This is a genomic window from Acinetobacter sp. 8I-beige (assembly GCF_902505955.1).
Lineage (GTDB): Bacteria > Pseudomonadota > Gammaproteobacteria > Pseudomonadales > Moraxellaceae > Acinetobacter > Acinetobacter johnsonii.
On sequence record NZ_LR732790.1, the window covers coordinates 411,756 to 435,886 of the forward strand.

The following is a 24,131-nucleotide window of genomic DNA, read 5'->3' on the forward strand; positions in this document are numbered from 1 at the left end:
GTTTGATTGTTGGTTTAAATATAGTCGATGTATAACGTTTAGTCTGAGCGCAGACATTAAAAAAGCCACTTAAAAAGTGGCTTTTTCGCTTCGCTAAAACTTAGCGCGCACGATAAGTGATACGACCCTTAGACAAATCATAAGGTGTCATTTCTACTTTAACACTGTCGCCAGTCAAAATACGAATATAGTGTTTACGCATTTTACCAGAGATGTGAGCAATCACTTCATGACCGTTTTCTAAACGTACACGAAACATAGTATTAGGAAGCGTCTCGGTGACAACGCCTTCGAACTCGATGAGTTCCTCTTTATTGGCCATAGCCTACCTGAATGAATAAATTGGAAAGGCGCAAATTATAGTCAATTTTTTTGCATAAAACAAGGCGGAATGGGCGGTTGCCTGATCATCTGTCAGTAAAATAAGCGAACAAGCGGAATAAATATTTTCAACAAAAAAACTGTATAAGTTGTTGTCAGTTCGGTCAATCGCAGTTAATCTAATTTTAATGTTTTATGTATAAATGAAGAACATACAAGGAAGGTTCTAGCGTGGGTCAGCTAACGGATGCATCGGTTGTATTGCGATTAGGCTACCAAGCGATTCGTCGTTCAGGGTTGCCAACAGAAGAGATTTTAACAAAGGCTGGTGTTGCATTAAATCAGATGGAAACCAATGAGCGTACGCCTTTGAGCGCACAATACGCTTTTTGGGTGGCGGCAGAAGAGGTGAGCCGAGATCCAGACATCGGTCTACATTTGGGTGAAAATCTGCCTTTATACCGTGGCCAAGTGATTGAGCATTTGTTTATTTCATCCGAAAACTTCGGTGAGGGATTGAAGCGTGCTTTGGCTTATCAGCGCTTGATCAGTGATGCCTTTCATGCCAAGTTGGTGGTTGAAGATGACCGGTGTTATTTGACCAATGGGGAACAACCTTGGGCTGAAAATTTGGTCAATCGACATTTTTCTGAATGTGCGATGTCCGGTATTTTACGGTTCTTTAAATTTATTACTGAAGGGCGCTTTGAACCGATCTATATTGATTTTAACTTCAGTAAAGGCGCGTTTGATGATGAGTATTTTCGCGTATATGAGTGCCCTGTTAGTCTAGGGCAAAAAGAAACCCGCTTATATTTTGACCCAAGTATTTTGGCTTATCCGTTGTGGCAGGCGGAACCTGAATTATTGCAACTGCATGAGCAGTTAGCGATTGAAAAACTTCAAGAATTAGCCCGCTATGATTTGGTGGGGGAAGTGCGTCGCGCGATAGGTTCAACCCTAGAAAGTGGCGAAACCACACTTGAAACAGTGGCTTCTCAGCTCAGTATTACCCCAAGGCGTTTACGCACACAGCTTAGTGAGGCGAATACCAGCTTCCAGCAAATTTTGTCTGATTATCGCTGCCGTTTGGCGAAAAAACTTTTGGCCAATACGGCTGAAAGTGTAGAGCGTATCGTTTATTTGACTGGCTTTTCTGAGCCAAGTACCTTCTATCGTGCATTTAAACGCTGGACCAATGAAACCCCAGTGGAATATCGCAAGCGTAAGCAGCGTTAAGAAATCCCCCCTAGCCTTCTTTGAAAAAGCAGGCTAGGGGGAGGATTCAAAAATAAATTATTCAGGCATATTGAGCCAGTGCGGCCCAAGCGGCTGCTTTGGTAGCTCAAACTGTACTGGATAGTCGGCATGAATGAAATACAGCCCATCAGGAGGGGCTGTAATGCCTGCGGCTTTGCGGTCTTCTGCTGCGAAAATAGCCTCAATATGCTCGACTTCATACAGACCTTGACCAATTTCAAGTAAGCAGCCCATGATATTGCGGACCATGTGGTGTAAGAAGCCATCGGCCTGAATGTCGAGGACCAAATATGGACCATGTTGAATTAAGCGACAGTGGCTGACATGGCGCACAGGTTGATTGGATTGGCATGCGGCTGCACGGAAGCTTTCAAAATTATGCGTGCCTTCGAACTTTTGCGCAGCTTGCATCATCTTCGCTACATCTAGTGCGTAATAAGCGTGTGTGACTTGTTTATGCATAAGAGCAGGGCGTTGCGGGTGGTTATAAACGACATAACGATAACGACGTGCCTGCGCTTTGAAGCGTGCATGAAAGTCTTGATCCATCGCTTTAATCCATTGGATCGAGATATCTTTTGGCAGTTGGCTGTTGCTACCCATCAACCAACCGCGCTCTGAACGAAGTGCCGAGCTATCAAAATGCGCCACCATATTGGTGGCATGGACGCCAGCATCGGTACGACCTGCACCATGTAAGCTAATCGGTTCATTGGCAATTTTAGAGAGTACTTTTTCAATCGTCTCTTGTACGCTGATCACACCTGTTTGCTGGGATTGCCAACCACGATAGTGTGTTCCACAAAACTCAATGCCGATCGCAAAACGTTGCATATGTACCTCAAATTAACCCAAATCATGCCAATGGCCGAAGCGTGCTTCAGCGGTGGGGTATTGTAAATACATTTTAAGGGCTTTGGCATACAGATCTGCATGCCCGAGGCAATCACTAACAATTATTTTGGCTTGGGTTGTCCAAGCGGCAACTGCATAGCGCTGATCAGTACGGCCGAAAGGGACTTGGGTGCTTAAGATAACAATACAGCCTTGCGCGTAAAATTCATCGAAAAGTGCTATCAACTCGGCATTCACAGCTAAATTACCCGTTCCAAAACCTTGCAAAATGAGGAAATGTGGTGGGGCTGTAAGCAGGTTTTTCAAATTCTGCAATTGTTGCGCTAAGGCAACAGGTTGCATCATCAGATTGAGGCAATTGAACTGGTGGGATTGTTCTACATCACCTGTTTGTACTATGTGTGTTTTTAAGCTATGTGGAATCGGCTGTTCAGCCATGACGCCTGTAAAAGCATCCAGTTCTGTGGTATGTCGTTTTAACGCGGTTTGCGCATGCAATACCTGTTGATGAAAAGCCAGATAAACTCCGACAGGATGTTTCATCACGGCATCTAAGGCAAAATTCAAATTACTAATCGCATCGCTAAATTCACGCGTATCTGTGCCTTGTACATTCAGTAATGGATATTGGCTACCTGTGAAAACCACACGTGCGGAATCTGCAATAAAGTGTGCGGCGACAGCACTGGCATAGCTTAAGGTATCTGTGCCATGAATCACGACAAAATGCTGGAATTGTTGCAGTTGTAATTGTTGAATCTGCTGAATCAGCAATAACCAGTCTGCAGCCGTGCAGGCGCTACTGTCTTTAATGACAGGTGCAATAAAACATTCAATGTCGAGATGAATCGGCAAGACATGTGTAAACTTGGGAATAAAGTCTTCGGCAGGCATTGGTTGTAAGGGTTCGCCAATACAGCCAAAGGTTCCACCCATATAGATAAGCGCAATTTTTTTCATTATAAAAAAAGCAGTCGGTGATGACTGCTTTAGTTTAAAACGAAATGGCTTAGGATGCTATGCGACTCAGTAACTGTTCGACTTGCTGACGTTGTTCCGTAGAGTAATTTGGTTCTTGTTCAACCAAAATTTCACGTGCAGCTTCGAAAGCGCCAAGTTGAATGTATTGCTCAGCCAATTCAAGGTTTAAGTGTATTTCATTGACTTCGTTCAGTTGAGGGAAAGACTGCACCAGAGGATCGCTTTGATCCACCGTATTGGCAGGTGCAGTAGACTCTAGACTAAAGCTGAGGTTTGGCGTAATAACTGCTGGTGTTTCTTCTACTATTGCTTCACTTGAGCTCACCGTATCGAAAGAAAAAGCAGGGATGTCTTTTGCAGCTTCAGCTGTGGATTCGCTTGAAAAATCAAATGTAAATTCAGGACGCTCATCCGCAGCAAGTGGTGAAGTTTCTACTTCTGGCGCTGTTGTAGCTGCTGTGTCGAGATTGAATGAGAAATCTAAAGGTTGGATGTCGGCTGCAGCAGTTTCTGCTGGTTGAGCAGGCGTGCTTTCTAAAGAGAGTGAACCGAAATCGAGTGGTTTAAGTTCTTCAGCAGATTTGGTTGGTTCTGCTGTTGGTGTGTTTAAACTAGAGATATCAAATTCTAAGCTTTGAACTTCGATGCTTGGTTCAGGTTGAGCAGGTTTTGTGGTGGTAAATGCTGAGGTATCAAAATCAAGCGGTTTAATGTCTTGAACAGGTTCAACAACAGAAGCCTGCACAGGAGCGGGAGCAGGATTGTTTGATGACATCAAGGCATCAAAGTCAGCAGTATTAGTTGCTTCTACAGGTTTTGGTGCAGATGGTGCAATTTCAGTTGGTTTAAACTCAATCGTGTCACGGCTATTTTGATGTAATTGATCGTAATCCGATTTTTTGGCTTCTGCTTGCACCAAAATATCATCCAGTTCTAAAGAACGTAAATGATTCAGCAATTGGCTAATGGCAAACTCATCTTTTTGAAGCAAGTGAATATCGAGCAGCAGTAAATATAATTCGTGTTGTGAATTGTCTTTATTTAGGGCTTGGTTGATTTGTGCTTCAGCTGAGAAGAAATTGCGGTCGCGAATTTGACCTTCAATTTTATTACGTAGATCTGTGGCGAGTGGTGTCGTGGCTTTTTTAGCAATAACATCCTCAACGACTTGAGTTTGTTGCAGGGATTTTTTAGACGAACTGGTTTTTTTGGCTTTATTTTTTGCAGCAACCGCTTTTTGAGTTTTTGGTTCTGCTTCTTTACTCGCCTCACGCTTTTTTAAGACTATGGCAACAACCAATAGTAAGATAAATGGAATCACATAAATAAGCATGTTTTACCCCTTTTGAACTTGTCTTTGTGCAAGTTCATCCAAAATCAAATAATCAAAATAACACTTTAGTGTGTTGGCTTTTTCTCAGTTTGTTGTGCTTTCAATTGTTGTTGCAATTGTGCAAGACGAGCGTTTAGTAATTGAATTCTCTGATCTTTCTGATTAAGTGCCACTTCTAATTGTGTTACGTTTCTCTGTAATTTAACGGTTTTTTCACGGGATGTCATAACTTTTAATGACAACTCGTTTGATGTTTGATTCTTTTCTGTCGACTTCTTGGCAGAACCGTGGCTTGAATCTTGCTCTTTCTCTGCAACCAAACTCATCTCGGCTTGATTGAGGCGGTATTTCGCCTTGCCAGATTGCTGTGAGCTTTGTTTTGGAAGTGATGAAACGGAGACTTTCTGCTCTGATTTTGCCGTTTGTAGACCTGTTAAATTGAGATTGGCACCACGACGTAAGCGGTTTACGTCCCCTTGAATAAAGGCATGTTCATTCTTGGCTTTAATTTGTTGCATGACTTCACCGACAGGACGGTTTTCTTCAGCAGCAATACGCGATGCAATGCCCCATAGAGATTCATTCGACCGAACTACATGGGCACTTTGAGGTGCGGCTTGGCGTGCAGTAGTTGCAGGGGCAGCAGGTGTTGTTTTTGCTGTCGATGAAGTGGCTTGAGGGTTAGCCTGTGCTGAAATAGGTGTATCTGATTTTTGAACTGAATCGGCATACTTTTGCACCAACGGATCTGCCGATTTTTTTGCTTGAGTAATAGGTTCAACCCGTGGAGCTGGTGTTTGAGCGGCTGCAGCAATTTGTGTAGAGGCTACTGAAATAACTTGCGTTGGCGCCGAAATAGCGGTCGCACTCATGCTTGGTGGGGTATGGTTATTGAGTTTGAGGGGTGTTGTATTTGTCGTCGGCGTAGCTGTTGTTTTTAAGCTATTGAATTGTGTGCTGACAGGTAAGTTCAGTGCAATATCTTTTTCGTTGACAATCACTACCGGTTTTAAGGCTTTTTCATTATTATTAGCGCGGGCTTGAAGTGCTGCCGAGCGTTTATTGGCTGTTTTAATATGTTGTAGTCGTGCCGCATTGCCTTCTTTGATTTTGACGACAATGTTCAGTTCTGCTTCCGTTAAAGGACGTGAAGAGGTAATCGTAATCACACCGGTACTGGCACTGGTACGACGGGTAAAAAAGTTCAGATTACTGGGCGGCTGATGCATGACACCAAGAGACATCAAATCTTCTGCGCTGGCTAGACTGGCTTGAATGGGAGCATTCGGATCGGCATCGTGAAAGTTCAATTCTGCATACAACAGTTCCCCAGGTGCAGACTGAATTTGAATAGGATCAACAGTGATCGCATTCACATTTTGCGAAGCAATAATGGCTAAAATGGCTATCTTTAATTTGTTATTTACGGTCATCTTAATCTTTAGCTCGGTCACAGATCGCAAAGCGAAAATTATAGATTAGCGAGTTGTGTGTTATTTGTAAAACGTTAACATCAGGGTTACAAAAAAAAGCCGATCAAGTGTGATCGGCTTAATACTTTAGCGGGTAAATGCTTAAGTATTTTTGTAGTCAATCAGGATACGGAGCATACGACGTAAGGGTTCCGCAGCACCCCAAAGCAATTGATCACCGACAGTGAAAGCACCTAAGTACTCTTTGCCCATATTCAATTTGCGTAGACGACCAACAGGAACTGTTAATGTGCCTGTTACAGCCACAGGTGTTAAGTCAGTCATAGACGCTTCACGGGTATTTGGAACCACTTTTGCCCATTGGTTTGCGCTACGTAACATATCTTCGATTTCATCGAGAGGCACGTCTTTCTTCAGCTTTAATGTTAAAGCTTGAGAGTGACAACGCATCGCACCAATACGCACACAATGACCGTCAATCGGAACGATTTGCTGGTTGCCCAAGATCTTGTTGGTTTCAACTTGACCTTTCCATTCTTCTTTCGACTGACCGCTGTCTAATTGTTTGTCGATATAAGGAATGAGTGAGCCTGCTAATGGCACGCCGAAGTTTGCTGAAGGGAAACCTTCGCCACGTTGTAATTCCGCAATTTTAGAGTCAATATCTAGAATTGGGGAGCGTGGGTCATCTAACAAATCTTTGGTGTTGTTGTACAAATAGCCCATACCAGAGATCAGTTCACGCATATTTTGCGCACCAGCACCCGATGCTGCTTGATAAGTCATCGAGGTTGCCCATTCCACTAAATTGTTTTGGAATAAACCGCCTAAGCCCATCAGCATCAGTGAAACTGTACAGTTACCGCCCACGAATGTTTTGGTGCCGTTCACTAAACCATCTTTAATCACGTTCATGTTGACAGGGTCAAGTACGATGATGGCTTCATCTTCCATACGAAGTGTAGATGCCGCATCAATCCAATAGCCTGTCCAGTTTTCTGCTTTGAGCTTCGGGAAAACTTCTGAGGTATAGTCGCCGCCTTGGCAGGTAATAATGACATCCATTTGCTTCAGACTGTTAATGTCTGATGCATCCATAAGTGCTGGGGCAGTTTTACCGCCAAACGCAGGCGCTTCACCGCCTGCATTACTGGTAGAGAAATAAAATGGCTCAAAATGAGCAAAATCATTCTCTTCAACCATACGTTGCATAAGGACGGAACCAACCATCCCGCGCCAACCGACCAGACCTACTTTCATGTCACTTTGCCTCGGTGCGTTAAAAATTAAAAGGGGATTCGAGTGTATCAAAAGAGCGCTTAACTGCAAGCACTACACAATGAAAACAGCAATTATATTGTGCAATATATCTTGTTTATGTTACATGCAAAATTGATATTAATTTATGAATCTACAAAAAATTAAGAATATAAGAGTGGGTATCTATGATCTGGGTTGAGTTGCTGGCATGTGTTGTGATTTGGTTAAGCTTCTGGTCACTGATTCCTCGAGATGAATGGTGGTATCGAGGCGCAGATTTTCCACGCTTACAGAATTTGGCATTGGGGTTGATTGCATTTATCTTGATGTTGATTTGGGATGCACCTTGGAATTGGGTGCGTGAAGTCATTTTGCTGGGGTTAATTGCGGCAGTAGCGTACCAACTCAAAATGGTGTTGCCTTATACCTTTGTGTGGAAAAAGCAGGTGAAAACGGTTGCCAAAACAGAGTTACAGCCAGAATGCCAGATTTCTTTAATTGTGTCGAATGTACTAACGCCTAATACTCAATACCACTTATTACTGCAACAAATTCGTCAGCATCAACCGGACTTGATTTTGACTTTAGAGTCGGATGCACATTGGGAACAAGCCTTGAGTGAACTGGAAGATGACTATCCCTATCGGGTTGCAGTGCCTTTGGATAATCTGTACGGCATGCACTTGTATAGTCGTTTAGCGCTTAAAGATATTGAAGTGAAGTTTATTTTGAGCGATGAAATTCCTTCGATTCATGCCACAGTCATCTTAAGGTCAGGACAGCCAGTGCAACTGTATTGCTTACACCCGAAACCGCCAAGTCCGACCGAAGCCAAAGACTCTACTTTACGTGATGCTGAATTATTGATAGTCGGGGATCAGATTAAAGATTTGGATGAGAGCTGCATTGTGATGGGCGATTTGAATGATGTGGCATGGTCGCGCACGACACGACTTTTTCAACGGATCAGTGGACTGCTAGACCCCCGAGTCGGAAGACATTTTGTCAATACTTTTCATGCCGACTATCCCTTACTGCGCTGGTCACTGGATCATGTTTTTCACAGTACAGATTTTGCCTTGGTACAGATGCAGCGTTTAGCACATATTGGCTCAGATCATTTCCCTGTATATGTGGTGCTTCAAACTGGTCGGGTGTTTGAGCAAGTACAAGAAGAGCTAGAACAAACCGAAGCCGATGAGCAAGAAGCGCAGGAGGCGATTGAAGATGGAATTGAAAAAGCGGAACGAGAAGGTAAGCAGGTTACAGATAAAATTGCCAAAGATTTCCAGTAAATATAGGGGCGCTCGGATTTCATCAGTGTAGGATATGGCTTACAGGGATTTGGGAATCTGACGAATGGTTAGTCATTTGGTATCCCCGTATTCTAGTCTCATCAGCAGATGGAGCGGGAATGGATTATCCCAGTATGGAAGTTGAAGCTGATGGAAATCATCATGGATATGATGTAGGTATGGAATGCCACCGCATAAAACAAGAATAACGTTGAAAGCACAACCTCATGTACCCGAGTTTTGCAGGACGCAGAACTCGGGTTCTACTTTTTTTAGTCAGCCCTTTTTTGTTAAGAATAAATCTTGTCATAGCCTGCAGGGCGAGTTTTAAAGCGACGGTGGAACCACATATATTGAGTCGGAGCAATACGGAGTTGATTTTCAATAATTTGATTCACTCGTGTCGCATCATCGACTTCATCTTCACTGGGTAAGTTTTCCACCGCAGGTTCAATCAACACTTTGTATTGTGGGTTTTTAATATCACCATCACGATAAAAATACAGAGGGATGGCTGCGGCTTTGGTCATTTTCAATAAGCGACGATGTGCTGTAACAGTCGCTGCGGGAACGCCAAAAAAAGGTGCCATAACACCTTGTTTTAAACCAAAGTCTTGATCTGGACTATACCAAATGGCATGGCCATTTTTTAAGTTGCGGACCAAACCACGCATGTCATCATGATCAATTTGATGTGCATAAATGGTGGCGCGGCAGCGGTAGATGAGCATATCCAGCAGTGGATTATTTTGTGGGCGATACACCACATCTGGTTCAAAATACTGCGCGCATAGATAACCACCCGCATCGAGCAAAGTAGAGTGGGTTCCTAAAAGCAGTGCGCCTTTACCTTCTGCTTGTGCTTTTTGAATATGTTCTAAACCTTCAATACTGACACGGCCAGTAAACCACTTTGGGCTATACCATGCATTCAGCGTTTCAAATACCCCCAGCATTTGATCGACAAAAACTAAACGGGCATTTTCAAGGACTTCTTGGGCCGACCATTCAGGGAAACACACCTCCAGATTACGAACGGTGGTTTTACGTCGCGACTTCAAATATTTAAAGCTGAGGTTACCTAAGAGGGTGGCCAGTCGGTGTTGAATTGCCCATGGGAGAATCGCCAATATCATGAGAAAGACGATACCAATCCAAACGCCCCAATATTTGGGATGCAGAAAAGACCACTGAAATTCACCGGGTTGATAGTCTGGCTTCGAACTCATAAATTGCGATAAAGGCTGAAAAGAGAATGTTTCGAGTTTAGCATGAAGCAAGAATGAAGATGCAATCTTCACCATGAACCTGTTGTACAGGACCTTCTCATATCAAGTTGTGATGGTTTTTATGAGGTGGGCGAAGATGTATTCATGCTCAGTGGAGAACATGGTCTCAACATCTCGCAACATTTGTTTTGTTTTAATTTGGGTGAAATTCACAATACTAAGAAGAAAGATAAGAACAGGGGGATAAAAATGCTAAAAAACATTATCAGTTGCGGCGTGCTATTCATTTCTTTAACGGGCTGTGTCTATAGTCCATATGATGATTATAATCATTATTATCACGGGTTTGGTTGGACAGGGTATGCTCCCTTTCCACTAGAAGACCATCGTCCACCACCTAATGGTCATGGCGGTGGACATCCAGGGGGGCAACATCCTGATCATATCCATCCAGGAGGAGGGCAGCCTGGTGGAGGTGGGTTGCATCCAGGGGGTAGTCATTCAGGTGGTGGTGGAATTCATCCTGGCGGGGGCGGGATACATTCAGGTGGAGGTACTGGCATACATCCTAGCGGAGGTGGGCATCGTCAGCCACGTTAAATAAAAAAACTCCGCGTGGCGCGGAGTTTTTTTATGGAGCTTATGAAAAATTATTTGGTTAAATTTTCCAGTTCTTCCCAACGTTCCAGTTTTTCCAGCAATAGCTCATCAATTTCAGTTAAACGATTCGACAAAGTCATCGCCTTGTCTGCATCTGAAATAAATAATGAACCATCTGCAAGTGAGGCATTGATTTCCGCTTGCTCTTTTTCCAGTGATTCCATTTCGGCAGGCAGTTGTTCAAGCGCTCGTTGATCTTTATAGCTGAGTTTGACTTTTTTAGCAGGTGCTGCGTTCGCTTCAGCTTTCGCCGCTGCTTTTTTCACAGCACTTTTTTGGTCAACCGCAGTTTGGTCTGGTCGCTGTTGTAAGTAATCTTGGTAACCACCGATGTATTCATCGATATTGCCTTTACCATCGAACACCCAAGTTGAGGTTACTACGTTATCCATAAAGGCACGGTCATGCGAAATAAGCAGTAAAGTGCCTTTGTAGTCGGACAACATTTCTTCTAGCAGCTCTAGTGTCACCATATCCAAGTCATTGGTGGGTTCATCCATCACGATTAAGTTCGATGGCTTAAGTAGTAACTTAGCTAAAAGAATACGGTTACGCTCACCGCCTGAAAGGGCTTTGACTGGTGTACGCGCACGTTCAGGTGAGAACAAGAAATCTTGCAAATAGCTGTAAATGTGACGACGGTTACCATTCACATCGACATGGTCAGAACCTTCTGAAACGTTATCTTTGACTGATTTTTCAAGGTCGAGGGCATTACGTAATTGGTCGAAGTAAGCTACTTCCAATTGTGTGCCAGTTTTCACCGTACCCGTATGTTCTTGTTCGCCTAAAATGGCTTTAATGAGGGTGGTTTTACCGACACCGTTGTCACCAACAAGACCAATACGGTCACCACGTAACACTAATGCAGAGAAGTCTTTGATGATCGGCGCATCATGACCAAAGCGAACGCTTAAGTTCTCAATTTCAAAGACCACTTTACCTGAACGGCTAGCGTCTTGTGTTGCCATACTGACTTTGCCTTGCTGTGAGCGACGGGCTTTTGATTGTTCACGTAATTCTTTTAAGGCACGTACACGACCTTCGTTACGCGTACGACGCGCTTTAATACCTTGGCGAATCCACACTTCTTCTTCAGCTAAACGTTTGTCAAACAGTGCATTCTGCTTTTCCTCGGCTTCCATTTGCTGTGCTTTCAGCTCGAGGTAACGTGAGTAGTTACCTTCATAGCTGCGTAGAGTGCCGCGGTCGAGTTCAACAATTCGAGTCGCAATACTGTCTACAAATGAACGGTCATGCGAGATGAACAGTAAAGTTAAATTATTTTGATCAAGTAAAAACTTTTCGAGCCATTCAATACTTTCAACGTCCAAGTGGTTGGTTGGTTCGTCTAGTAATAGCACATCGGGTTGGGTAAGGAGTGCACGAGCAAGCAGCACACGACGCTTACGACCACCCGATAAATCGGCCAAATCGGCATCTGGGTCTAGCCCCATTTTACTTAAAATAGAATTGACTTTGGTTTCTAAAGCCCAGCCATCCAACTGATCTAGTTTATGTTGTAGGTTACCCATGCGGTCACATGCTTCCATGTCTCCAAGTACACAAGCATCACTGGCTTCATGATAGGCTCTGAGCACATCTGCGGCTTCACCTGCACCGTCTGCCACGATATCTGCCACTTTGCCCGAGTCCATCGGCACGTCTTGCGCCAACATCGAAATGGTAATGCCATTTTGCAGAGAAACTTCACCAGAATCGGGTAATAAACTTCCCTCGATCAGTTTAAGTAAAGTAGACTTACCTTCACCATTACGACCAATTAAACACACTCGTTCACCGCGCTCCAATGAAAAGTTCGCGCCGTCGAGCAAGGCAGGTCCACCAAACGCAAGTTGGACATCCCTTAAAGTAATATAGGCCATAATGTTTCCTGAAAAATCTCAAATGAGGACTTGAAGTGTCTAAACAACAAAATATTGATAATCAAGCGCCATTGTCCGCACCCATTGAAGATTTGCAAGTCCGAATTGCATTTTTAGATGATTTAGTTGAACAGCTCAATGAACAATTGGTGATTCAAGGGCTGGAAATTGCTGATTTAAAAAAACAAATGCAAATTTTGTATCAACGTGTTGAATCTTCAGATTTGTCTGATGGAATTGCAACATTTGACCCGATGGCCGATCGTCCACCACATTATTAAGTTCATTTGCTGTCTGGGGCTAAAAAATGCTGTGATGTGGGGTGAAGATATTGCTGATCCTTCTCTCTTTTTTTGTTTTACCCAACTCAAAGCTCGATTTGACTGACGAAATCATTTGACCTTTGATGCAGTTCCTACTCTAATACCCGCTTTCTGGTGCATCCCATAAAAACTGTCCTATGACTCAAAAAGTTGTTCTTCTTGACCTTGAAAATAATGTTCCGACGGCCAAATTGTTGCGCGAGATTGTGGAGCATTATCCGACTTTGTATTTGTTTCATTGCCAAGGTCAATTTGAGTATGCATTGCAAGATTTAACAGAATTAGCTGCTTGGATCAGCAGTGGTCAAGTGGTGATTTTAGATACGCCCAAAGCCGAGCAAAAAGAGTTTGAATACGCCGTTGTGGTGGGGCAGTTAATGGCTTTGCTTGAGCCAGAGACGCAGGTTGAAATTATCTCTGCGGTCAATACAACAGAAATACTTTTGGACTTAATGCAATCTTCGCATATTCAGAGCAATTTGATCCTCATTCAGTCTGAAGCGTTACCAAGTCAACGTCATCTTCCCAGTTTAGACAGCATCAAAAATCAGCCTTATTTAAAAATGGTCAAAAAATATTGTGATGCTTTGGGGAAAATGTCAGGTAAGCCGAACACATTGGACGGTCTAAAAAATTCAATAAGTAATATTTTGCAACTCGTACCTGAAAAGACACAGCGGGTGGTGGGGATGTTGATTAATCTCAAAATCATCAAACGCTATGATGAGCAGATTCGCTTTCGTAAAAAAGTGTTGAAGCAGTGGTTGGCACTGAATTTAGATGAACAAGACCCAATTACACAGCCGCAAAGCATGCATCAAGCGCTACAGCAACTGCAAAAAGACAGTGTCGTAGATGTGCTTGAACCAACTGCAGATACGCAGTCCGCGCAACAAGAGTTGTTTAAAAACTTTGCACAGATTGACCCTGTACAGCTTGAGGTTGCACGAAAACTGCGCGAGTTAAAAACCAATAAACCCAAAGATATCTATGCACTCCGTGATTTGCTTGAGCAAATGTTTCCGAAGTCAGATGTGCGTATGTTACTGAAAGAGCTACTCGATAAAGGCTATATTTATTGGAATGGACACGAAGTTCTATATAGTCATGAAATGTTCTTAAATTAATTTTATCGTTCAAACTTGCGTTTTATATTGTGCTTATGCAACTCTAATAAAGGAATAAAAAGGTTGTGCTATGGAAAATACTGGAATTTGGGTTGTCGGATTTATCATCTTATTCATCCTCGGCTCGATTTTTGGACTTCGTGTAAGTCCAAGAGAGAAAGCTTTAGGTGAAATGCGTGATAAAGCGCGCAAGATGGGTTTACACCCGCGTTTAGTCGCTGCACCTGACTGGACGAAAATACCAATGGCTTCGGAAAACCGGGCCAGCATGGTGGCGTACTACAGTGTCCTGATTCCAGAAGCACGCCTACCTTTAATGCGCGCTCGCGTTGTTGATCAACAGCTTGAGCTCATTACAGGTGATGACAAGTTTAAACATTTACCCATTGAATTAAAGGGTATTTATGCTATTGATATGCAAGCAAACTGCGTGGGACTCTATTGGGATGAGCATTCTGACTTAAGAGCAACCCAGTTAGATGCCATGAAAGCATATTTACAGTCTTTGGCTGAACTTTAATTTTACAGACCCATTGAAACAGGATTAACGGTTAATATGGCGAAAGCTCCTCGGTCCACATCCAAAAGTACTACAGCAGATTCTCCTGAGGCTGGGAAAAAGCGTGCTTTAGTGATTGTGGAGTCGCCTGCAAAAGCGAAAACAATCAATAAATATTTAGGCTCGAATTACATTGTGAAGTCGTCTGTGGGTCACGTGCGTGATTTACCTACAGGTGGTTCTAGTAAGACTGCAGAAAAGAAGCCAGCAACACGAACCAAACTGACCGATGCTCAGAAAGCTGAAAAAGCACAAAATGCACTGGTCAATCGTATGGGGGTTGATCCTGAGCATGACTGGAAAGCACATTATGAAGTGCTTCCAGGCAAAGAGCATGTGGTTGCTGAACTGAAAAAGCTTGCTTCGCAAGTTGACGAGGTCTATCTCGCAACGGACTTGGACCGTGAAGGAGAAGCAATTGCTTGGCATTTAAAAGAAGTGATTGGTGGCGATGACTCACGTTATCAACGTGTGGTGTTCAACGAAATCACCAAAAATGCCATTCAAGATGCATTTAAGCATCCAGCACGCCTTGATATCGATAAAGTTAATGCACAACAAGCACGCCGCTTTTTAGACCGTGTTGTCGGCTTTATGATTTCGCCCTTACTTTGGGAAAAAATTGCTCGTGGTTTATCGGCAGGTCGTGTTCAGTCTGTCGCAGTTAAACTGGTGGTTGAGCGTGAGCGTGAAATTCGTGCGTTTATTCCCGAAGAATACTGGCAAGTTTTTGCAGACACTAAGTCTCAGACCGATGAGATTCGTTTAGAAGCCGTCAAACAAGCAGGTAAAGCCTTAAAGCTACGTAATAAAGCCGATACCGATGCTTTACTAAAGCTCATTAAAGACGCAGATTACAAAGTTTCAGCACGTGAAGATAAACCGACCAAGGTGAATCCGAGCGCGCCGTATATCACCTCGACTTTACAACAAGCAGCCAGTACACGTCTGGGTTTTTCTGTGAAGAAAACCATGATGTTGGCGCAGCGTTTGTATGAAGCGGGTTTTATTACCTATATGCGTACCGACTCGACCTTTTTGAGTGACGATGCGGTGAATATGGTACGTCATCATATTGAGACCGAGTTTGGTGCGAAATATCTGCCTGCTAAGCCGAACCGCTATGGTAACAAAGCCGGTGCACAAGAAGCCCACGAAGCGATTCGTCCATCGAATGTGGCGTTAAAAGGCGACAGTTTGGTGGGTGTGGAACGTGATGCACAACGTTTGTATGATTTGATCTGGCGTCAATTCGTCGCGTGTCAAATGACACCAGCAGAATACTTGTCATCGACTATTTTAGTGGATGCCAACGGTGTTGAACTTAAAGCCAGAGGTCGCACCTTAGTCTTTGACGGTTTCACTAAAGTCCGTGGTCAAAACAAGTCGGACGATGATGTGTTATTGCCTGCGGTGAAAGTGGGTGAAATCCTGACGCTTGAAAAATTAGATCCATCGCAACACTTTACCAAGCCACCTGCACGTTTTACTGAAGCGTCATTGGTGAAAGAGCTTGAGAAAAAGGGCATTGGTCGTCCATCGACCTATGCGGCGATTATCTCGACCATTCAAGACCGTGGTTATGTCAAACTGGAAAACCGTCGTCTATTTGCTGAAAAAATGGGTGAGATTGTTACTGATCGTTTAGATGAAAGTTTCAATAACCTCATGAACTATGACTTTACCGCGGACTTAGAAGGTCAGCTCGATAAAGTGGCTGATGGCGAACGCAATTGGAAAGAGTTGCTTGACAGTTTCTATGGCGACTTTAAAAAACGCCTGACCAATGCGCAAGGTGAAGGCGGCATGCGCCGCAATCAACCAGTAGAGGTGGGAGCAGTTCACTGTAAAGAATGTGACCGCCCAATGCAGATTCGTACGGGAACCACAGGTGTCTTCTTAGGGTGTTCTGGCTATAACTTACCGCCGAAAGAGCGTTGTAAAGGCACGTTGAACTTAACGCCTGTTGAATCACTTGCCGCACTTTCTGATGATGATGCAGCAGAAACAGCAGATTTGATGTCGAAAAAACGCTGTCCAATCTGTGAAACTGCGATGGACAGTTATGTGATCGATGGTGGTCGTAAGCTACATGTTTGTGGTAATAACCCAGATTGTGCTGGTTTTGAACTTGAAGAAGGTGAGTTCAAAATCAAAGGTTATGATGGCCCAACCATTCCATGTGACAAGTGTGATGGGGAAATGCAACTGAAGACGGGTCGTTTTGGTCCTTATTTTGCTTGCTCAAGCTGTGATAACACACGTAAAGTCTTAAAAAGTGGTCAACCTGCACCTCCGCGTGTAGACCCGATTAAGATGGAACATTTACGTTCAACCAAGCATGATGACTTTTTTGTATTACGTGATGGGGCAGCAGGTTTATTCTTGGCGGCAAGTAAGTTCCCGAAAGTACGTGAAACACGTGCACCAAAAGTTTCGGAACTTCGTAGTGTTGCCGATCAGCTTGATCCGAAGTATCAGTTTATTTTGCAAGCACCTGATGCTGACCCTGAAGGAAATCCAACTTTGGTGAAATTTAGCCGTAAGAATCAAGCGCAATATATTGGTTCTGAAACGCCTGAAGGTAAGCAAACCAAATGGTCATTGGTATTCAATGATGGAAAATGGGTTGAAGCTTAAGTTTTAATTGCTTAGAAATAATCAAGAAATGCTCACTTTGGTGGGCATTTTTTATATGATGCACAGCTATAAATAAAAAAAGATTTTGGTTAATGTATGATTCCTATTCACTCTGTTGTTGTATCCGCTGTTTTACTGTCAAAAATTGAGGGTGAAATTAAACTGTTATTGATGAAGCGTGTTAAAGGTGATTATTGGTGTCATGTCGCGGGAAAGGTTGAAGAGAATGAGACCGCCAGCCAAGCGATACTTCGCGAAATCAAAGAAGAAACTGCTATTCAGCCTCAACGTTTATTTAGTGCAGATTACATTGAGCAGTTCTATGAACCACACTTGAATGTGATTGAAATGATTCCCGCATTTGTGGGCTTTTGTGCTGAAAACCAATCTGTTCTATTGAATCATGAGCATACTGAATATCGATGGTGCAGCTTATCAGAAGCTAAAACTTTGGCTGTATTTTCGAATCAAAGAAAATTATACGACTTTATTTGGGAAAACTTTGTATTACAACAACCTATAATACATTTAGAAATTACGTAATGTGCTGATCATTGTGATAAAAAATTATTAAAAATTGGGGATCAAATATGTGGAAAAAACTTCGTATTTTAATCTTGCTACTGATTTTATTGGTGGTCGCTTTAAATGCTTATCGAGATCAGAATCAAGATTGGAGCAAGCCCATTATTGTATTACTCCATCCAGTAAATGCAGACGGGCAAGGCACAACGCAGCAATATATACAGCAATTGACGCCTGCAAACTTAAAAGGGGTACAAGGTTATTTAGAGCAAATGTCTGCGACATATCGCGGTCAACCGATTGCGATTTACTTCCAACTTGGGCGTGAACTCAAACAGCTACCGCCGAAAGTGCCTGAGCAGGCAAGTTTATTAGATACAGTCTTGTGGAGCTTAAAGTTCCGTTATTATGCATGGAAAAACCATCAAGGTTCAGATGGTGCACCAACTGTTACTTTGTATTTGAACTATTATGACCCAGCACTGACCAAAGAGCTGAAACACTCGACAGCTTTGCAAAAAGGTCGCATCGGTTCGGTGAATTTATTTGCATCTAACAAGCAAACCGAGCAAAACAAAGTCGTGCTTGCACATGAGCTTTTACATGCCTTTGGTGCCAGTGATAAATACGACTTAGCCACAGGACAGCCGATGTATCCTGCGGGTTATGCTTATCCAAATCAACAACCGCTGTTCCCTCAAGCCAAAGCTGAATTAATGGCTGGGCACATTCCAACCTCACAAACACAGAGTAAAATGCCTGAGTCGATTGATGAAACATTGGTGAATGAGATCACTGCGATTGAAATTGGGTGGAAAAAATAACTGTGGATAATGCTGAGTTTATCCACAGCATGAATTGATTGTGTGGATAAACTCAAACCTACAAGTTCGATGCAAAACATGTTAAAACTAAGTGAACGAAAATCAAACTTGAGAAGAAGATGAAAACAGTCGGTAATGATTTAGTTCGCCATCAACTCCATGAAAATCGTAAATGGTATTTGGGTTTAGGGATTTTATTGGTGTTGTTTGGTTTCGTCCTTTTGGCAGCTTTGCCTTTTGCCACCTTATCTGTGGTGTTTATCTTTGGCGTGCTCATGATGATAGGTGGTGTTCTACACTTCATCGCAGCCTTTAAGATTTTTGAGGGTGGCTTCCGCTGGCTATGGGCTTTGTTTGGTGTGTTGTATTTGGTTGCGGGCTATTACGCATTTACTACACCTGTGAAAACAGCCATTGTCTTGACCAGTGTTTTAGCGGTTTTCTTGATTATTGCAGGGGTCATTCGTATCTTTAATGCAATATTATTTCGAGCATTCCAAGGTTGGGGTTGGACACTTTTTTCTGGTGTTTTAACTCTGCTGGCAGGCATTATGATTTTAACCACACCAGATGCCCCATTTTGGGTGCTGGGCTTATTCCTTGCTTTTGATATTTTATTCCAAGGGATTAATTATCTGACTCTAGCGGCAGCCATTAAGCAGATTCCACCAGCAAGCCAATCTGAATAAAGCATTCTTAAAAAATAAAAGGGAGCCTCATGCAGGCTCCCTTTTTTCGTGTGCTTTATATCATGTGTAAAGCTGAATGGCATGCTTATGGATTGACGGCATATTGACTTGAAATCGCAATACGATTCCACGTGTTAATCACAATCGCGATCCATTCAATAGTGGCAATTTCTGCATCGGATAAGATTCTTGCTGCTTCTTGATACGCCGAATCGGGGAAATGCTGCTGAGCAATGAGTGTGATTTCTTCAATTAAAATCAGCGCGGCGCGTTCTTTTTCGGAAAAATATTCACTTTCTTGCCATGCACTGATGAGGGCAATCCGTTCGATTGATTCACCTGCTTTCATGGCATCTTGTGTATGCATACGCACACAGAATGCACATTGGTTAATCTGTGAGGCTCTTAGTTTCAGCAAGTGTGAAAACCCAATCTCAAGACCTGCTTGTTGGACTTTTTGCATGGATAAGTTTTCGAGTTCTAATACTGTTTTATAGAGTTCAGGTATGGCTTTTCCCAAGTTAATTCGTTCCATACATCACCTATTTTTTTAAAGAGCGTTGAATGTTTAATGATGATTTTATCGGCTAATTGATTCGCACTTTGTTTAATTTATGCATTAAAACCAAATGAACTATGGTAGTCGTTTTGGTGACAGCACAGTAAAGCTCTTCTATGTTTAAAATTAAAAAATCATTGAGGCTATTTTAACTTTATCGAAATGTACTCAACTTCAATGATAACGAACTGTGCCAAGGACAATGAAAAGAGAAAAATGCGGGCGGGAAATTTATAAATCGTGTTATTAATAAATTAAATTTTCTAAAAAAATTATGGATGATGACAACTTTTATTTTAGCGCCCGATTCATTCAAAGAAAGTATGACAGCAGAACAGGCCTGTGCGGCGATGCAGCGTGGAATTCAAAACATAATTCCTAATGCTGTATGTATACATGTGCCTATGGCCGATGGCGGCGAAGGCACAGTCGATGCTTTATTAACATCTTTAGCTGGCCAAAAAGTCGAATGTGAGGTGACAGGGCCCTTGCCATCACAACGAGTGAAAACGTATTGGGGTTTATTTGATGGCGGGCAAACGGCTGTTATTGAAATGGCCAAAGCCAATGGTATTCATCTGCTTGAGCCCGCACAGCGAAATCCATTGCTGACCACAACTTTGGGAACGGGGCAAATGATTCGGCATGCATTGGATCTAGGCGTGTCCAAAATCATTTTGGCTCTTGGAGGCAGTGTCACTAATGATGCAGGTAGTGGTATGGCACAGGCGCTTGGAGTACGCTTTTTAGATGCACAAGGGCGGGACGTGCCCGTTGGTGGTGGTCATTTACGAGATATTAAACGGATTGATATGCAGGCTTTAGACCCACGCTTGCAAAAGATTCAAGTTTTAATTGCCTCCGATGTCACTAATCCGCTGTGTGGAGCACAGGGTGCATCGCATGTGTTTGGCTCGCAAAAAGGGGCGAGCGCAGAGATGATTGAGAAGTTGGATCGAAATTTGAGTCATTTTGCCGATGTGGTGGAAACACAGCTTAATCTACAGATACGTAATGTTGCAGGGGCAGGCGCCGCAGGTGGGCTAGGTTTTGGTCTAATGGCTTTTACAGGCGCTATGCTTCAGTCTGGCGCGACGTGGGTGATTGAGCAAACTCAACTGGCGGAGAAAATAAAGCAAGCCGATTATGTCTTTACTGGTGAAGGAAGTATCGACTTCCAAACCAAGTTTGGCAAAACGCCGTGGGCAGTGGCTCAGTTAGCCAAGCAGTTGAATAAACCAGTGATTGCCTTTGCTGGACGTGTCGGAGAGGATGTTGAGGCATTATTTGATGAAGAGTTTAGTCAAATTGTTTCGATCAATGAACCTGACTGTGATTTAGCAACAGCATTGAAAAACGCAGAGCAGAATTTGCAAAACAGCTGTGAGGACATCACTCGACTTTTGCTTTTAAATCATACTGAGCAAGGTGAGTTTTAATTTTTTGAGGCAGCAAGCGATTTGAGCATAAGGTCTGGGCCATAGATCTGAAGGTGTATTTTAGATAGAAATGGATAATCGTTGCTGAAGCCTCATATTGATGTCATAGATTTGTTAAACTAGTAGCATCCACGAATTGATGAGTGATTATGAGTTTAGCCAGCCTAATTGATGAATTAAACCCGCAACAAAAACAAGCTGCCACGACTGAGTCGCAACACAGTCTGGTGCTCGCAGGGGCTGGCTGTGGCAAGACGAAAACCATTGTGGCACGAGCTGCATACTTGATTGATCAAGGGATTCCTGCCAACCAAATTCAGATTTTAACCTTTACTCGTCGTTCAGCCAGTGAAATTGTGGCGCGAGTGGAGCTGGCTTTAGGTGAGCAGGCAAAAGGGCTGCGTGCTTCTACTTTTCATACTTTTTGTATGTATCTGCTGCGCCGTGTACCGAAAGCCTTTGGTTTAGAGCAGTTTTCAATTATTGATCGAGATGATCAGCTGATGATGTTCCGCCTGATTCGTGGGAAAGATGACAAGAAAAATCCCAATCAGCTGCCTAAACCGCAAGAACTGTGTGACTTATATTCTTTTGCACGAAATACGCGTCAAAAGTTGAGTGATGCCTTAGAAAAACAGCATCCTGAGCATTTGGCTTTTAAAGATCAAATTGCGGAAATCATGAAAGAGTACGAGACACGCAAGCGTGCCCGTAGCTTTTTAGATTATGACGATATTTTGGCGATCGTGGCCTCAGCACTCGACCAGTCAGAAGGTTTAGCCGACTATGTGGCATCGCTCTGCAAACACATGCTGGTCGATGAAATGCAGGACACCAATCCTTTGCAGTGGGCTTTGCTTGAACCGCTTAAAGACAAAGTGAGCCTGTTCTGTGTAGGTGATGATGCACAGTCGATTTATGGTTTCCGTGGGGCAGATTTTGAAAATATTCACCATTTCAAAGAGCGTGTGCCGAATGCACTAATTTTTAAATTAGAACAAAACTACCGTTCTACCCAAGAAATTTTAGACCTTTCCAATTGGCTGCTCGATCAATCTGAAATTCAATACAATAAACGTCTAGATGCTCATCGGGGTGAGGGTGTGAAGCCTCGCATGCACATTTTCCCAAATGAGTTTGATGAAGCAAAATGGATTGCGATCGATATTAAAGAGCGCCACTACTTACAAGGACAGCGCTGGTCGGATCATATGGTCTTGGTGCGTTCTAGCTTTGCAGCACGGCATATTGAGGCAGCGTGTATTGCGGCCAATGTACCTTATCGCTTTATTGGGGGCATGAAACTGCTTGAAACCGCACATGTGAAAGATTTACTGAGCTTGCTACGCGTGATTGCCAATCCTCTAGATGATATTGCATGGATGCGTTTTCTCACCTTGTGGAATGGGGTGGGGGATGTGGGTGCAAGCCGTCTTGCGCAGCAACTTTTACTAGAGCCTGAGTTTGATTTGATCTTTGATAAATTAGAGAAATTTGGGCGGATTCCAGCTGAAACTGTGTTGATCATGAAGCAAATGACGGTACTGAAACAGGAAGTACAGGCTTGTGTCAGTTTGGGTATTCAGGCGATTGAAGCACAATTGGCTGAAAATTATAAAAAAGACTGGAACCGCCGGCAAGGTGACTTTGAGCTGGTCAAACAATTGGCGTCTAAACATGCTCAGTTGAGTGAGTTCCTTGAGGAATATGTGCTTGATCCTGTGTCGATTTCTGAAATCGAACGCCAGTCCGATAGTGATGTCGTCACCCTGATTACCATTCACTCGGCCAAAGGCACAGAGCAAAAAGTTTGTTATGTGGTCAATGTCACCCCAGGGCAATATCCGCATGCCCGTGCCCAAGGTGATTTTAATGATGTCGAAGAAGAGCGTCGGGTCTTGTATGTGGCGCTGACCCGGGCTCAGAATGAGCTGATTTTAACCAAGCAAAATTTAAGTCTATGGGCGCGAGACGTGATTGATGAGCAAGGGCGTAAAGTTGAAAGCTACTTTTTAAATGATCTGACCCGAAATTTGTGTAGCATGGAAACCCATCATAAGCCTCGTCAGCAAACCGTAAAGAGTGCTTTAATTGAGCGCCAATCGATTAATTTAGATTTTGGTATTAATCTCGATTAAACTAAACAGATTACATTGTGGTATTTGTGGTGCAATGTTCAGAAAGTAGCGTAGGCGATTGCTTTTTGATGATTTTGCCTATTTTTGAAGGTTGTAAGATGAAAATTTTAGTTCGTAATTTAGAGCGTACAGTGGCTGAAGCTGAACTGCTTGAATTATTTAAGCAATATGGCACAGTTGCATCATGTAATTTAATCCTTGATGCAGCAACAGGTAAATCGAAAGGTTTTGCTTTTGTTGAAATGCCGCATGCACGTGAAGCGATTAAAGCCATTAAAGGGCTGAATACACTACGTTTGCATGGCACGGGTATTCGCGTCAAACAGGCGGAAGATAAACCTGAGAAGCCAGAAGCATAAATAAAAAGGAGCAATGGATGCTCCTTTTTTATGGGATAAAATGAAAAAAATCTATCCAGCTTTATCGATTGTTGCGCCGATGGGACGACAAATTTCTCAAGGAAATAAAACCTTAGAGATCCGTTCTTGGCGACCAGAGCAATGGCCACTCAAAGATTTGATTATTGTGGAAAATAAGCACTATTTAACCCACGAGGACGATGATGAGTTGGGGTATGCTGTTGCTATGGTTGATGTTGAGTCGATTCACTCATGGAGAGAAGATGAGCTTGATTCGGCGATGGCATCGTATTGGGAAGAGGGGTATTGGGCTTGGGTACTGACAAATGTACGTCCAATCCATATTTCAATGCCTGTCATAGCAAAAAGAAAGATTTATTTTATTGAAATAGATCATGCATAATTTTTATTATGCACTGCTGTATAGAAAGATTAC

At 43.0% G+C, this 24,131-nt stretch carries 23 protein-coding genes; 14 read left to right on the plus strand and 9 right to left on the minus strand.

The annotated features are described in order from the left end of the window. Window positions 1-100: 100 nt before the first annotated feature. Entirely contained in the window at window positions 101-322 is a 222-nt protein-coding gene (infA, locus tag GVX98_RS02010) for a translation initiation factor IF-1 (RefSeq protein ID WP_004692529.1), read from the minus strand. Between the two features lie 230 nt (window positions 323-552). Between infA and GVX98_RS02015 the strand changes: the two genes are divergently transcribed. After that, entirely contained in the window at window positions 553-1,560 is a 1,008-nt protein-coding gene (locus GVX98_RS02015) for an AraC family transcriptional regulator (RefSeq protein ID WP_004692528.1), read from the plus strand. Window positions 1,561-1,617: 57 nt separating this feature from the next. Here the strand turns inward: GVX98_RS02015 and truA are convergent, their stop codons facing one another. The 5 genes from truA to asd form a co-directional block, all read right to left on the minus strand. Then, window positions 1,618-2,415 carry a tRNA pseudouridine(38-40) synthase TruA gene (gene truA, locus GVX98_RS02020; protein WP_159127119.1) on the minus strand — a complete coding sequence of 266 codons (798 nt, stop codon included), beginning with the start codon at window positions 2,413-2,415 and terminating at the stop codon, window positions 1,618-1,620. A gap of 12 nt (window positions 2,416-2,427) precedes the next feature. Then, window positions 2,428-3,396 carry an asparaginase gene (locus tag GVX98_RS02025; protein WP_159127120.1) on the minus strand — a complete coding sequence of 323 codons (969 nt, stop codon included), beginning with the start codon at window positions 3,394-3,396 and terminating at the stop codon, window positions 2,428-2,430. 49 nt (window positions 3,397-3,445) lie between these two features. After that, window positions 3,446-4,750 (minus strand): hypothetical protein, encoded by a 1,305-nt coding sequence (locus GVX98_RS02030; protein WP_159127121.1) that lies wholly within the window; start codon window positions 4,748-4,750, stop codon window positions 3,446-3,448. Between the two features lie 65 nt (window positions 4,751-4,815). Further along, window positions 4,816-6,183, minus strand: coding sequence for a hypothetical protein (locus GVX98_RS02035; RefSeq protein WP_004978956.1), 1,368 nt, complete (start codon window positions 6,181-6,183; stop codon window positions 4,816-4,818). 141 nt (window positions 6,184-6,324) lie between these two features. Next, the gene (gene asd / locus GVX98_RS02040) at window positions 6,325-7,443 is read right to left on the minus strand and encodes an aspartate-semialdehyde dehydrogenase (protein WP_004692521.1); all 1,119 of its coding nucleotides are present in this window, start codon (window positions 7,441-7,443) and stop codon (window positions 6,325-6,327) included. Window positions 7,444-7,628: 185 nt separating this feature from the next. Here asd and GVX98_RS02045 point away from each other — a divergent pair, with 185 nt between their 5' ends. Next, on the plus strand, window positions 7,629-8,738 hold the full coding sequence (locus tag GVX98_RS02045) for an endonuclease/exonuclease/phosphatase family protein (RefSeq protein WP_159127122.1): 1,110 nt from the start codon (window positions 7,629-7,631) through the stop codon (window positions 8,736-8,738). Between the two features lie 290 nt (window positions 8,739-9,028). Here GVX98_RS02045 and GVX98_RS02050 read toward each other — a convergent pair whose 3' ends face one another. Continuing rightward, the gene (locus tag GVX98_RS02050) at window positions 9,029-9,967 is read right to left on the minus strand and encodes a lauroyl acyltransferase (protein WP_148826774.1); all 939 of its coding nucleotides are present in this window, start codon (window positions 9,965-9,967) and stop codon (window positions 9,029-9,031) included. 249 nt (window positions 9,968-10,216) lie between these two features. On the opposite strand from GVX98_RS02050, the gene GVX98_RS02055 reads away from it, so the two are divergent. After that, window positions 10,217-10,567, plus strand: a complete 351-nt coding sequence (locus GVX98_RS02055) for a hypothetical protein (RefSeq protein WP_159127123.1) — start codon at window positions 10,217-10,219, stop codon at window positions 10,565-10,567. 50 nt (window positions 10,568-10,617) lie between these two features. Here the strand turns inward: GVX98_RS02055 and GVX98_RS02060 are convergent, their stop codons facing one another. Further along, window positions 10,618-12,513, minus strand: a complete 1,896-nt coding sequence (locus GVX98_RS02060) for an ATP-binding cassette domain-containing protein (protein ID WP_159127124.1) — start codon at window positions 12,511-12,513, stop codon at window positions 10,618-10,620. A gap of 35 nt (window positions 12,514-12,548) precedes the next feature. Between GVX98_RS02060 and GVX98_RS02065 the strand changes: the two genes are divergently transcribed. From GVX98_RS02065 to GVX98_RS02095, 7 genes are all read left to right on the plus strand, one after another. Next, complete coding sequence (locus GVX98_RS02065) at window positions 12,549-12,794, plus strand: SlyX family protein (protein WP_004692513.1); 246 nt, start codon at window positions 12,549-12,551, stop codon at window positions 12,792-12,794. A 179-nt stretch (window positions 12,795-12,973) separates the two neighbouring features. Beyond that, window positions 12,974-13,963 (plus strand): hypothetical protein, encoded by a 990-nt coding sequence (locus GVX98_RS02070; RefSeq protein ID WP_159127125.1) that lies wholly within the window; start codon window positions 12,974-12,976, stop codon window positions 13,961-13,963. Between the two features lie 70 nt (window positions 13,964-14,033). Next, a complete protein-coding gene (locus GVX98_RS02075) occupies window positions 14,034-14,483 on the plus strand; it encodes an ammonium transporter (protein ID WP_004692510.1) in 450 nt (149 codons plus the stop codon). 36 nt (window positions 14,484-14,519) lie between these two features. Then, on the plus strand, window positions 14,520-17,162 hold the full coding sequence (gene topA, locus GVX98_RS02080; RefSeq protein ID WP_159127126.1) for a type I DNA topoisomerase: 2,643 nt from the start codon (window positions 14,520-14,522) through the stop codon (window positions 17,160-17,162). Window positions 17,163-17,258: 96 nt separating this feature from the next. After that, window positions 17,259-17,705 carry an NUDIX pyrophosphatase gene (locus GVX98_RS02085; RefSeq protein WP_159127127.1) on the plus strand — a complete coding sequence of 149 codons (447 nt, stop codon included), beginning with the start codon at window positions 17,259-17,261 and terminating at the stop codon, window positions 17,703-17,705. A gap of 47 nt (window positions 17,706-17,752) precedes the next feature. Beyond that, window positions 17,753-18,511: a hypothetical protein gene (locus GVX98_RS02090; protein WP_058868882.1), complete on the plus strand. Its 759-nt coding sequence runs from the start codon at window positions 17,753-17,755 to the stop codon at window positions 18,509-18,511. A gap of 119 nt (window positions 18,512-18,630) precedes the next feature. Continuing rightward, window positions 18,631-19,200 (plus strand): HdeD family acid-resistance protein, encoded by a 570-nt coding sequence (locus GVX98_RS02095; RefSeq protein ID WP_004978978.1) that lies wholly within the window; start codon window positions 18,631-18,633, stop codon window positions 19,198-19,200. Between the two features lie 85 nt (window positions 19,201-19,285). On the opposite strand, the gene GVX98_RS02100 is transcribed toward GVX98_RS02095, so the two are convergent. After that, window positions 19,286-19,735, minus strand: coding sequence for a carboxymuconolactone decarboxylase family protein (locus tag GVX98_RS02100; protein ID WP_159127128.1), 450 nt, complete (start codon window positions 19,733-19,735; stop codon window positions 19,286-19,288). Between the two features lie 302 nt (window positions 19,736-20,037). On the opposite strand from GVX98_RS02100, the gene GVX98_RS02105 reads away from it, so the two are divergent. The 4 genes from GVX98_RS02105 to GVX98_RS02120 all read left to right on the plus strand — a co-directional run bounded on the left by GVX98_RS02105 (window position 20,038) and on the right by GVX98_RS02120 (window position 24,098). Next, entirely contained in the window at window positions 20,038-21,198 is a 1,161-nt protein-coding gene (locus tag GVX98_RS02105; RefSeq protein ID WP_171503303.1) for a glycerate kinase, read from the plus strand. A gap of 149 nt (window positions 21,199-21,347) precedes the next feature. Then, window positions 21,348-23,336: an ATP-dependent helicase gene (locus GVX98_RS02110; RefSeq protein ID WP_159127129.1), complete on the plus strand. Its 1,989-nt coding sequence runs from the start codon at window positions 21,348-21,350 to the stop codon at window positions 23,334-23,336. A gap of 98 nt (window positions 23,337-23,434) precedes the next feature. Then, a complete protein-coding gene (locus GVX98_RS02115) occupies window positions 23,435-23,695 on the plus strand; it encodes an RNA-binding protein (RefSeq protein ID WP_004692489.1) in 261 nt (86 codons plus the stop codon). Window positions 23,696-23,735: 40 nt separating this feature from the next. Next, window positions 23,736-24,098, plus strand: a complete 363-nt coding sequence (locus GVX98_RS02120) for an ASCH domain-containing protein (RefSeq protein WP_228716252.1) — start codon at window positions 23,736-23,738, stop codon at window positions 24,096-24,098. Window positions 24,099-24,131: the final 33 nt, after the last annotated feature.

What these genes read in the sequence shown, in the direction of transcription:
- infA (WP_004692529.1), bottom strand. Translation starts at nt 322, where the DNA reads ATGGCCAATAAAGAGGAACTCATCGAGTTCGAAGGCGTTGTCACCGAG.
- truA (WP_159127119.1), bottom strand. Translation starts at nt 2,415, where the DNA reads ATGCAACGTTTTGCGATCGGCATTGAGTTTTGTGGAACACACTATCGT.
- GVX98_RS02025 (WP_159127120.1), bottom strand. Translation starts at nt 3,396, where the DNA reads ATGAAAAAAATTGCGCTTATCTATATGGGTGGAACCTTTGGCTGTATT.
- GVX98_RS02030 (WP_159127121.1), bottom strand. Translation starts at nt 4,750, where the DNA reads ATGCTTATTTATGTGATTCCATTTATCTTACTATTGGTTGTTGCCATA.
- GVX98_RS02035 (WP_004978956.1), bottom strand. Translation starts at nt 6,183, where the DNA reads ATGACCGTAAATAACAAATTAAAGATAGCCATTTTAGCCATTATTGCT.
- asd (WP_004692521.1), bottom strand. Translation starts at nt 7,443, where the DNA reads ATGAAAGTAGGTCTGGTCGGTTGGCGCGGGATGGTTGGTTCCGTCCTT.
- GVX98_RS02045 (WP_159127122.1), top strand. Translation starts at nt 7,629, where the DNA reads ATGATCTGGGTTGAGTTGCTGGCATGTGTTGTGATTTGGTTAAGCTTC.
- GVX98_RS02050 (WP_148826774.1), bottom strand. Translation starts at nt 9,967, where the DNA reads ATGAGTTCGAAGCCAGACTATCAACCCGGTGAATTTCAGTGGTCTTTT.
- GVX98_RS02055 (WP_159127123.1), top strand. Translation starts at nt 10,217, where the DNA reads ATGCTAAAAAACATTATCAGTTGCGGCGTGCTATTCATTTCTTTAACG.
- GVX98_RS02060 (WP_159127124.1), bottom strand. Translation starts at nt 12,513, where the DNA reads ATGGCCTATATTACTTTAAGGGATGTCCAACTTGCGTTTGGTGGACCT.
- GVX98_RS02070 (WP_159127125.1), top strand. Translation starts at nt 12,974, where the DNA reads ATGACTCAAAAAGTTGTTCTTCTTGACCTTGAAAATAATGTTCCGACG.
- GVX98_RS02075 (WP_004692510.1), top strand. Translation starts at nt 14,034, where the DNA reads ATGGAAAATACTGGAATTTGGGTTGTCGGATTTATCATCTTATTCATC.
- topA (WP_159127126.1), top strand. Translation starts at nt 14,520, where the DNA reads ATGGCGAAAGCTCCTCGGTCCACATCCAAAAGTACTACAGCAGATTCT.
- GVX98_RS02085 (WP_159127127.1), top strand. Translation starts at nt 17,259, where the DNA reads ATGATTCCTATTCACTCTGTTGTTGTATCCGCTGTTTTACTGTCAAAA.
- GVX98_RS02090 (WP_058868882.1), top strand. Translation starts at nt 17,753, where the DNA reads ATGTGGAAAAAACTTCGTATTTTAATCTTGCTACTGATTTTATTGGTG.
- GVX98_RS02095 (WP_004978978.1), top strand. Translation starts at nt 18,631, where the DNA reads ATGAAAACAGTCGGTAATGATTTAGTTCGCCATCAACTCCATGAAAAT.
- GVX98_RS02100 (WP_159127128.1), bottom strand. Translation starts at nt 19,735, where the DNA reads ATGGAACGAATTAACTTGGGAAAAGCCATACCTGAACTCTATAAAACA.
- GVX98_RS02105 (WP_171503303.1), top strand. Translation starts at nt 20,038, where the DNA reads ATGATGACAACTTTTATTTTAGCGCCCGATTCATTCAAAGAAAGTATG.
- GVX98_RS02110 (WP_159127129.1), top strand. Translation starts at nt 21,348, where the DNA reads ATGAGTTTAGCCAGCCTAATTGATGAATTAAACCCGCAACAAAAACAA.
- GVX98_RS02115 (WP_004692489.1), top strand. Translation starts at nt 23,435, where the DNA reads ATGAAAATTTTAGTTCGTAATTTAGAGCGTACAGTGGCTGAAGCTGAA.
- GVX98_RS02120 (WP_228716252.1), top strand. Translation starts at nt 23,736, where the DNA reads ATGAAAAAAATCTATCCAGCTTTATCGATTGTTGCGCCGATGGGACGA.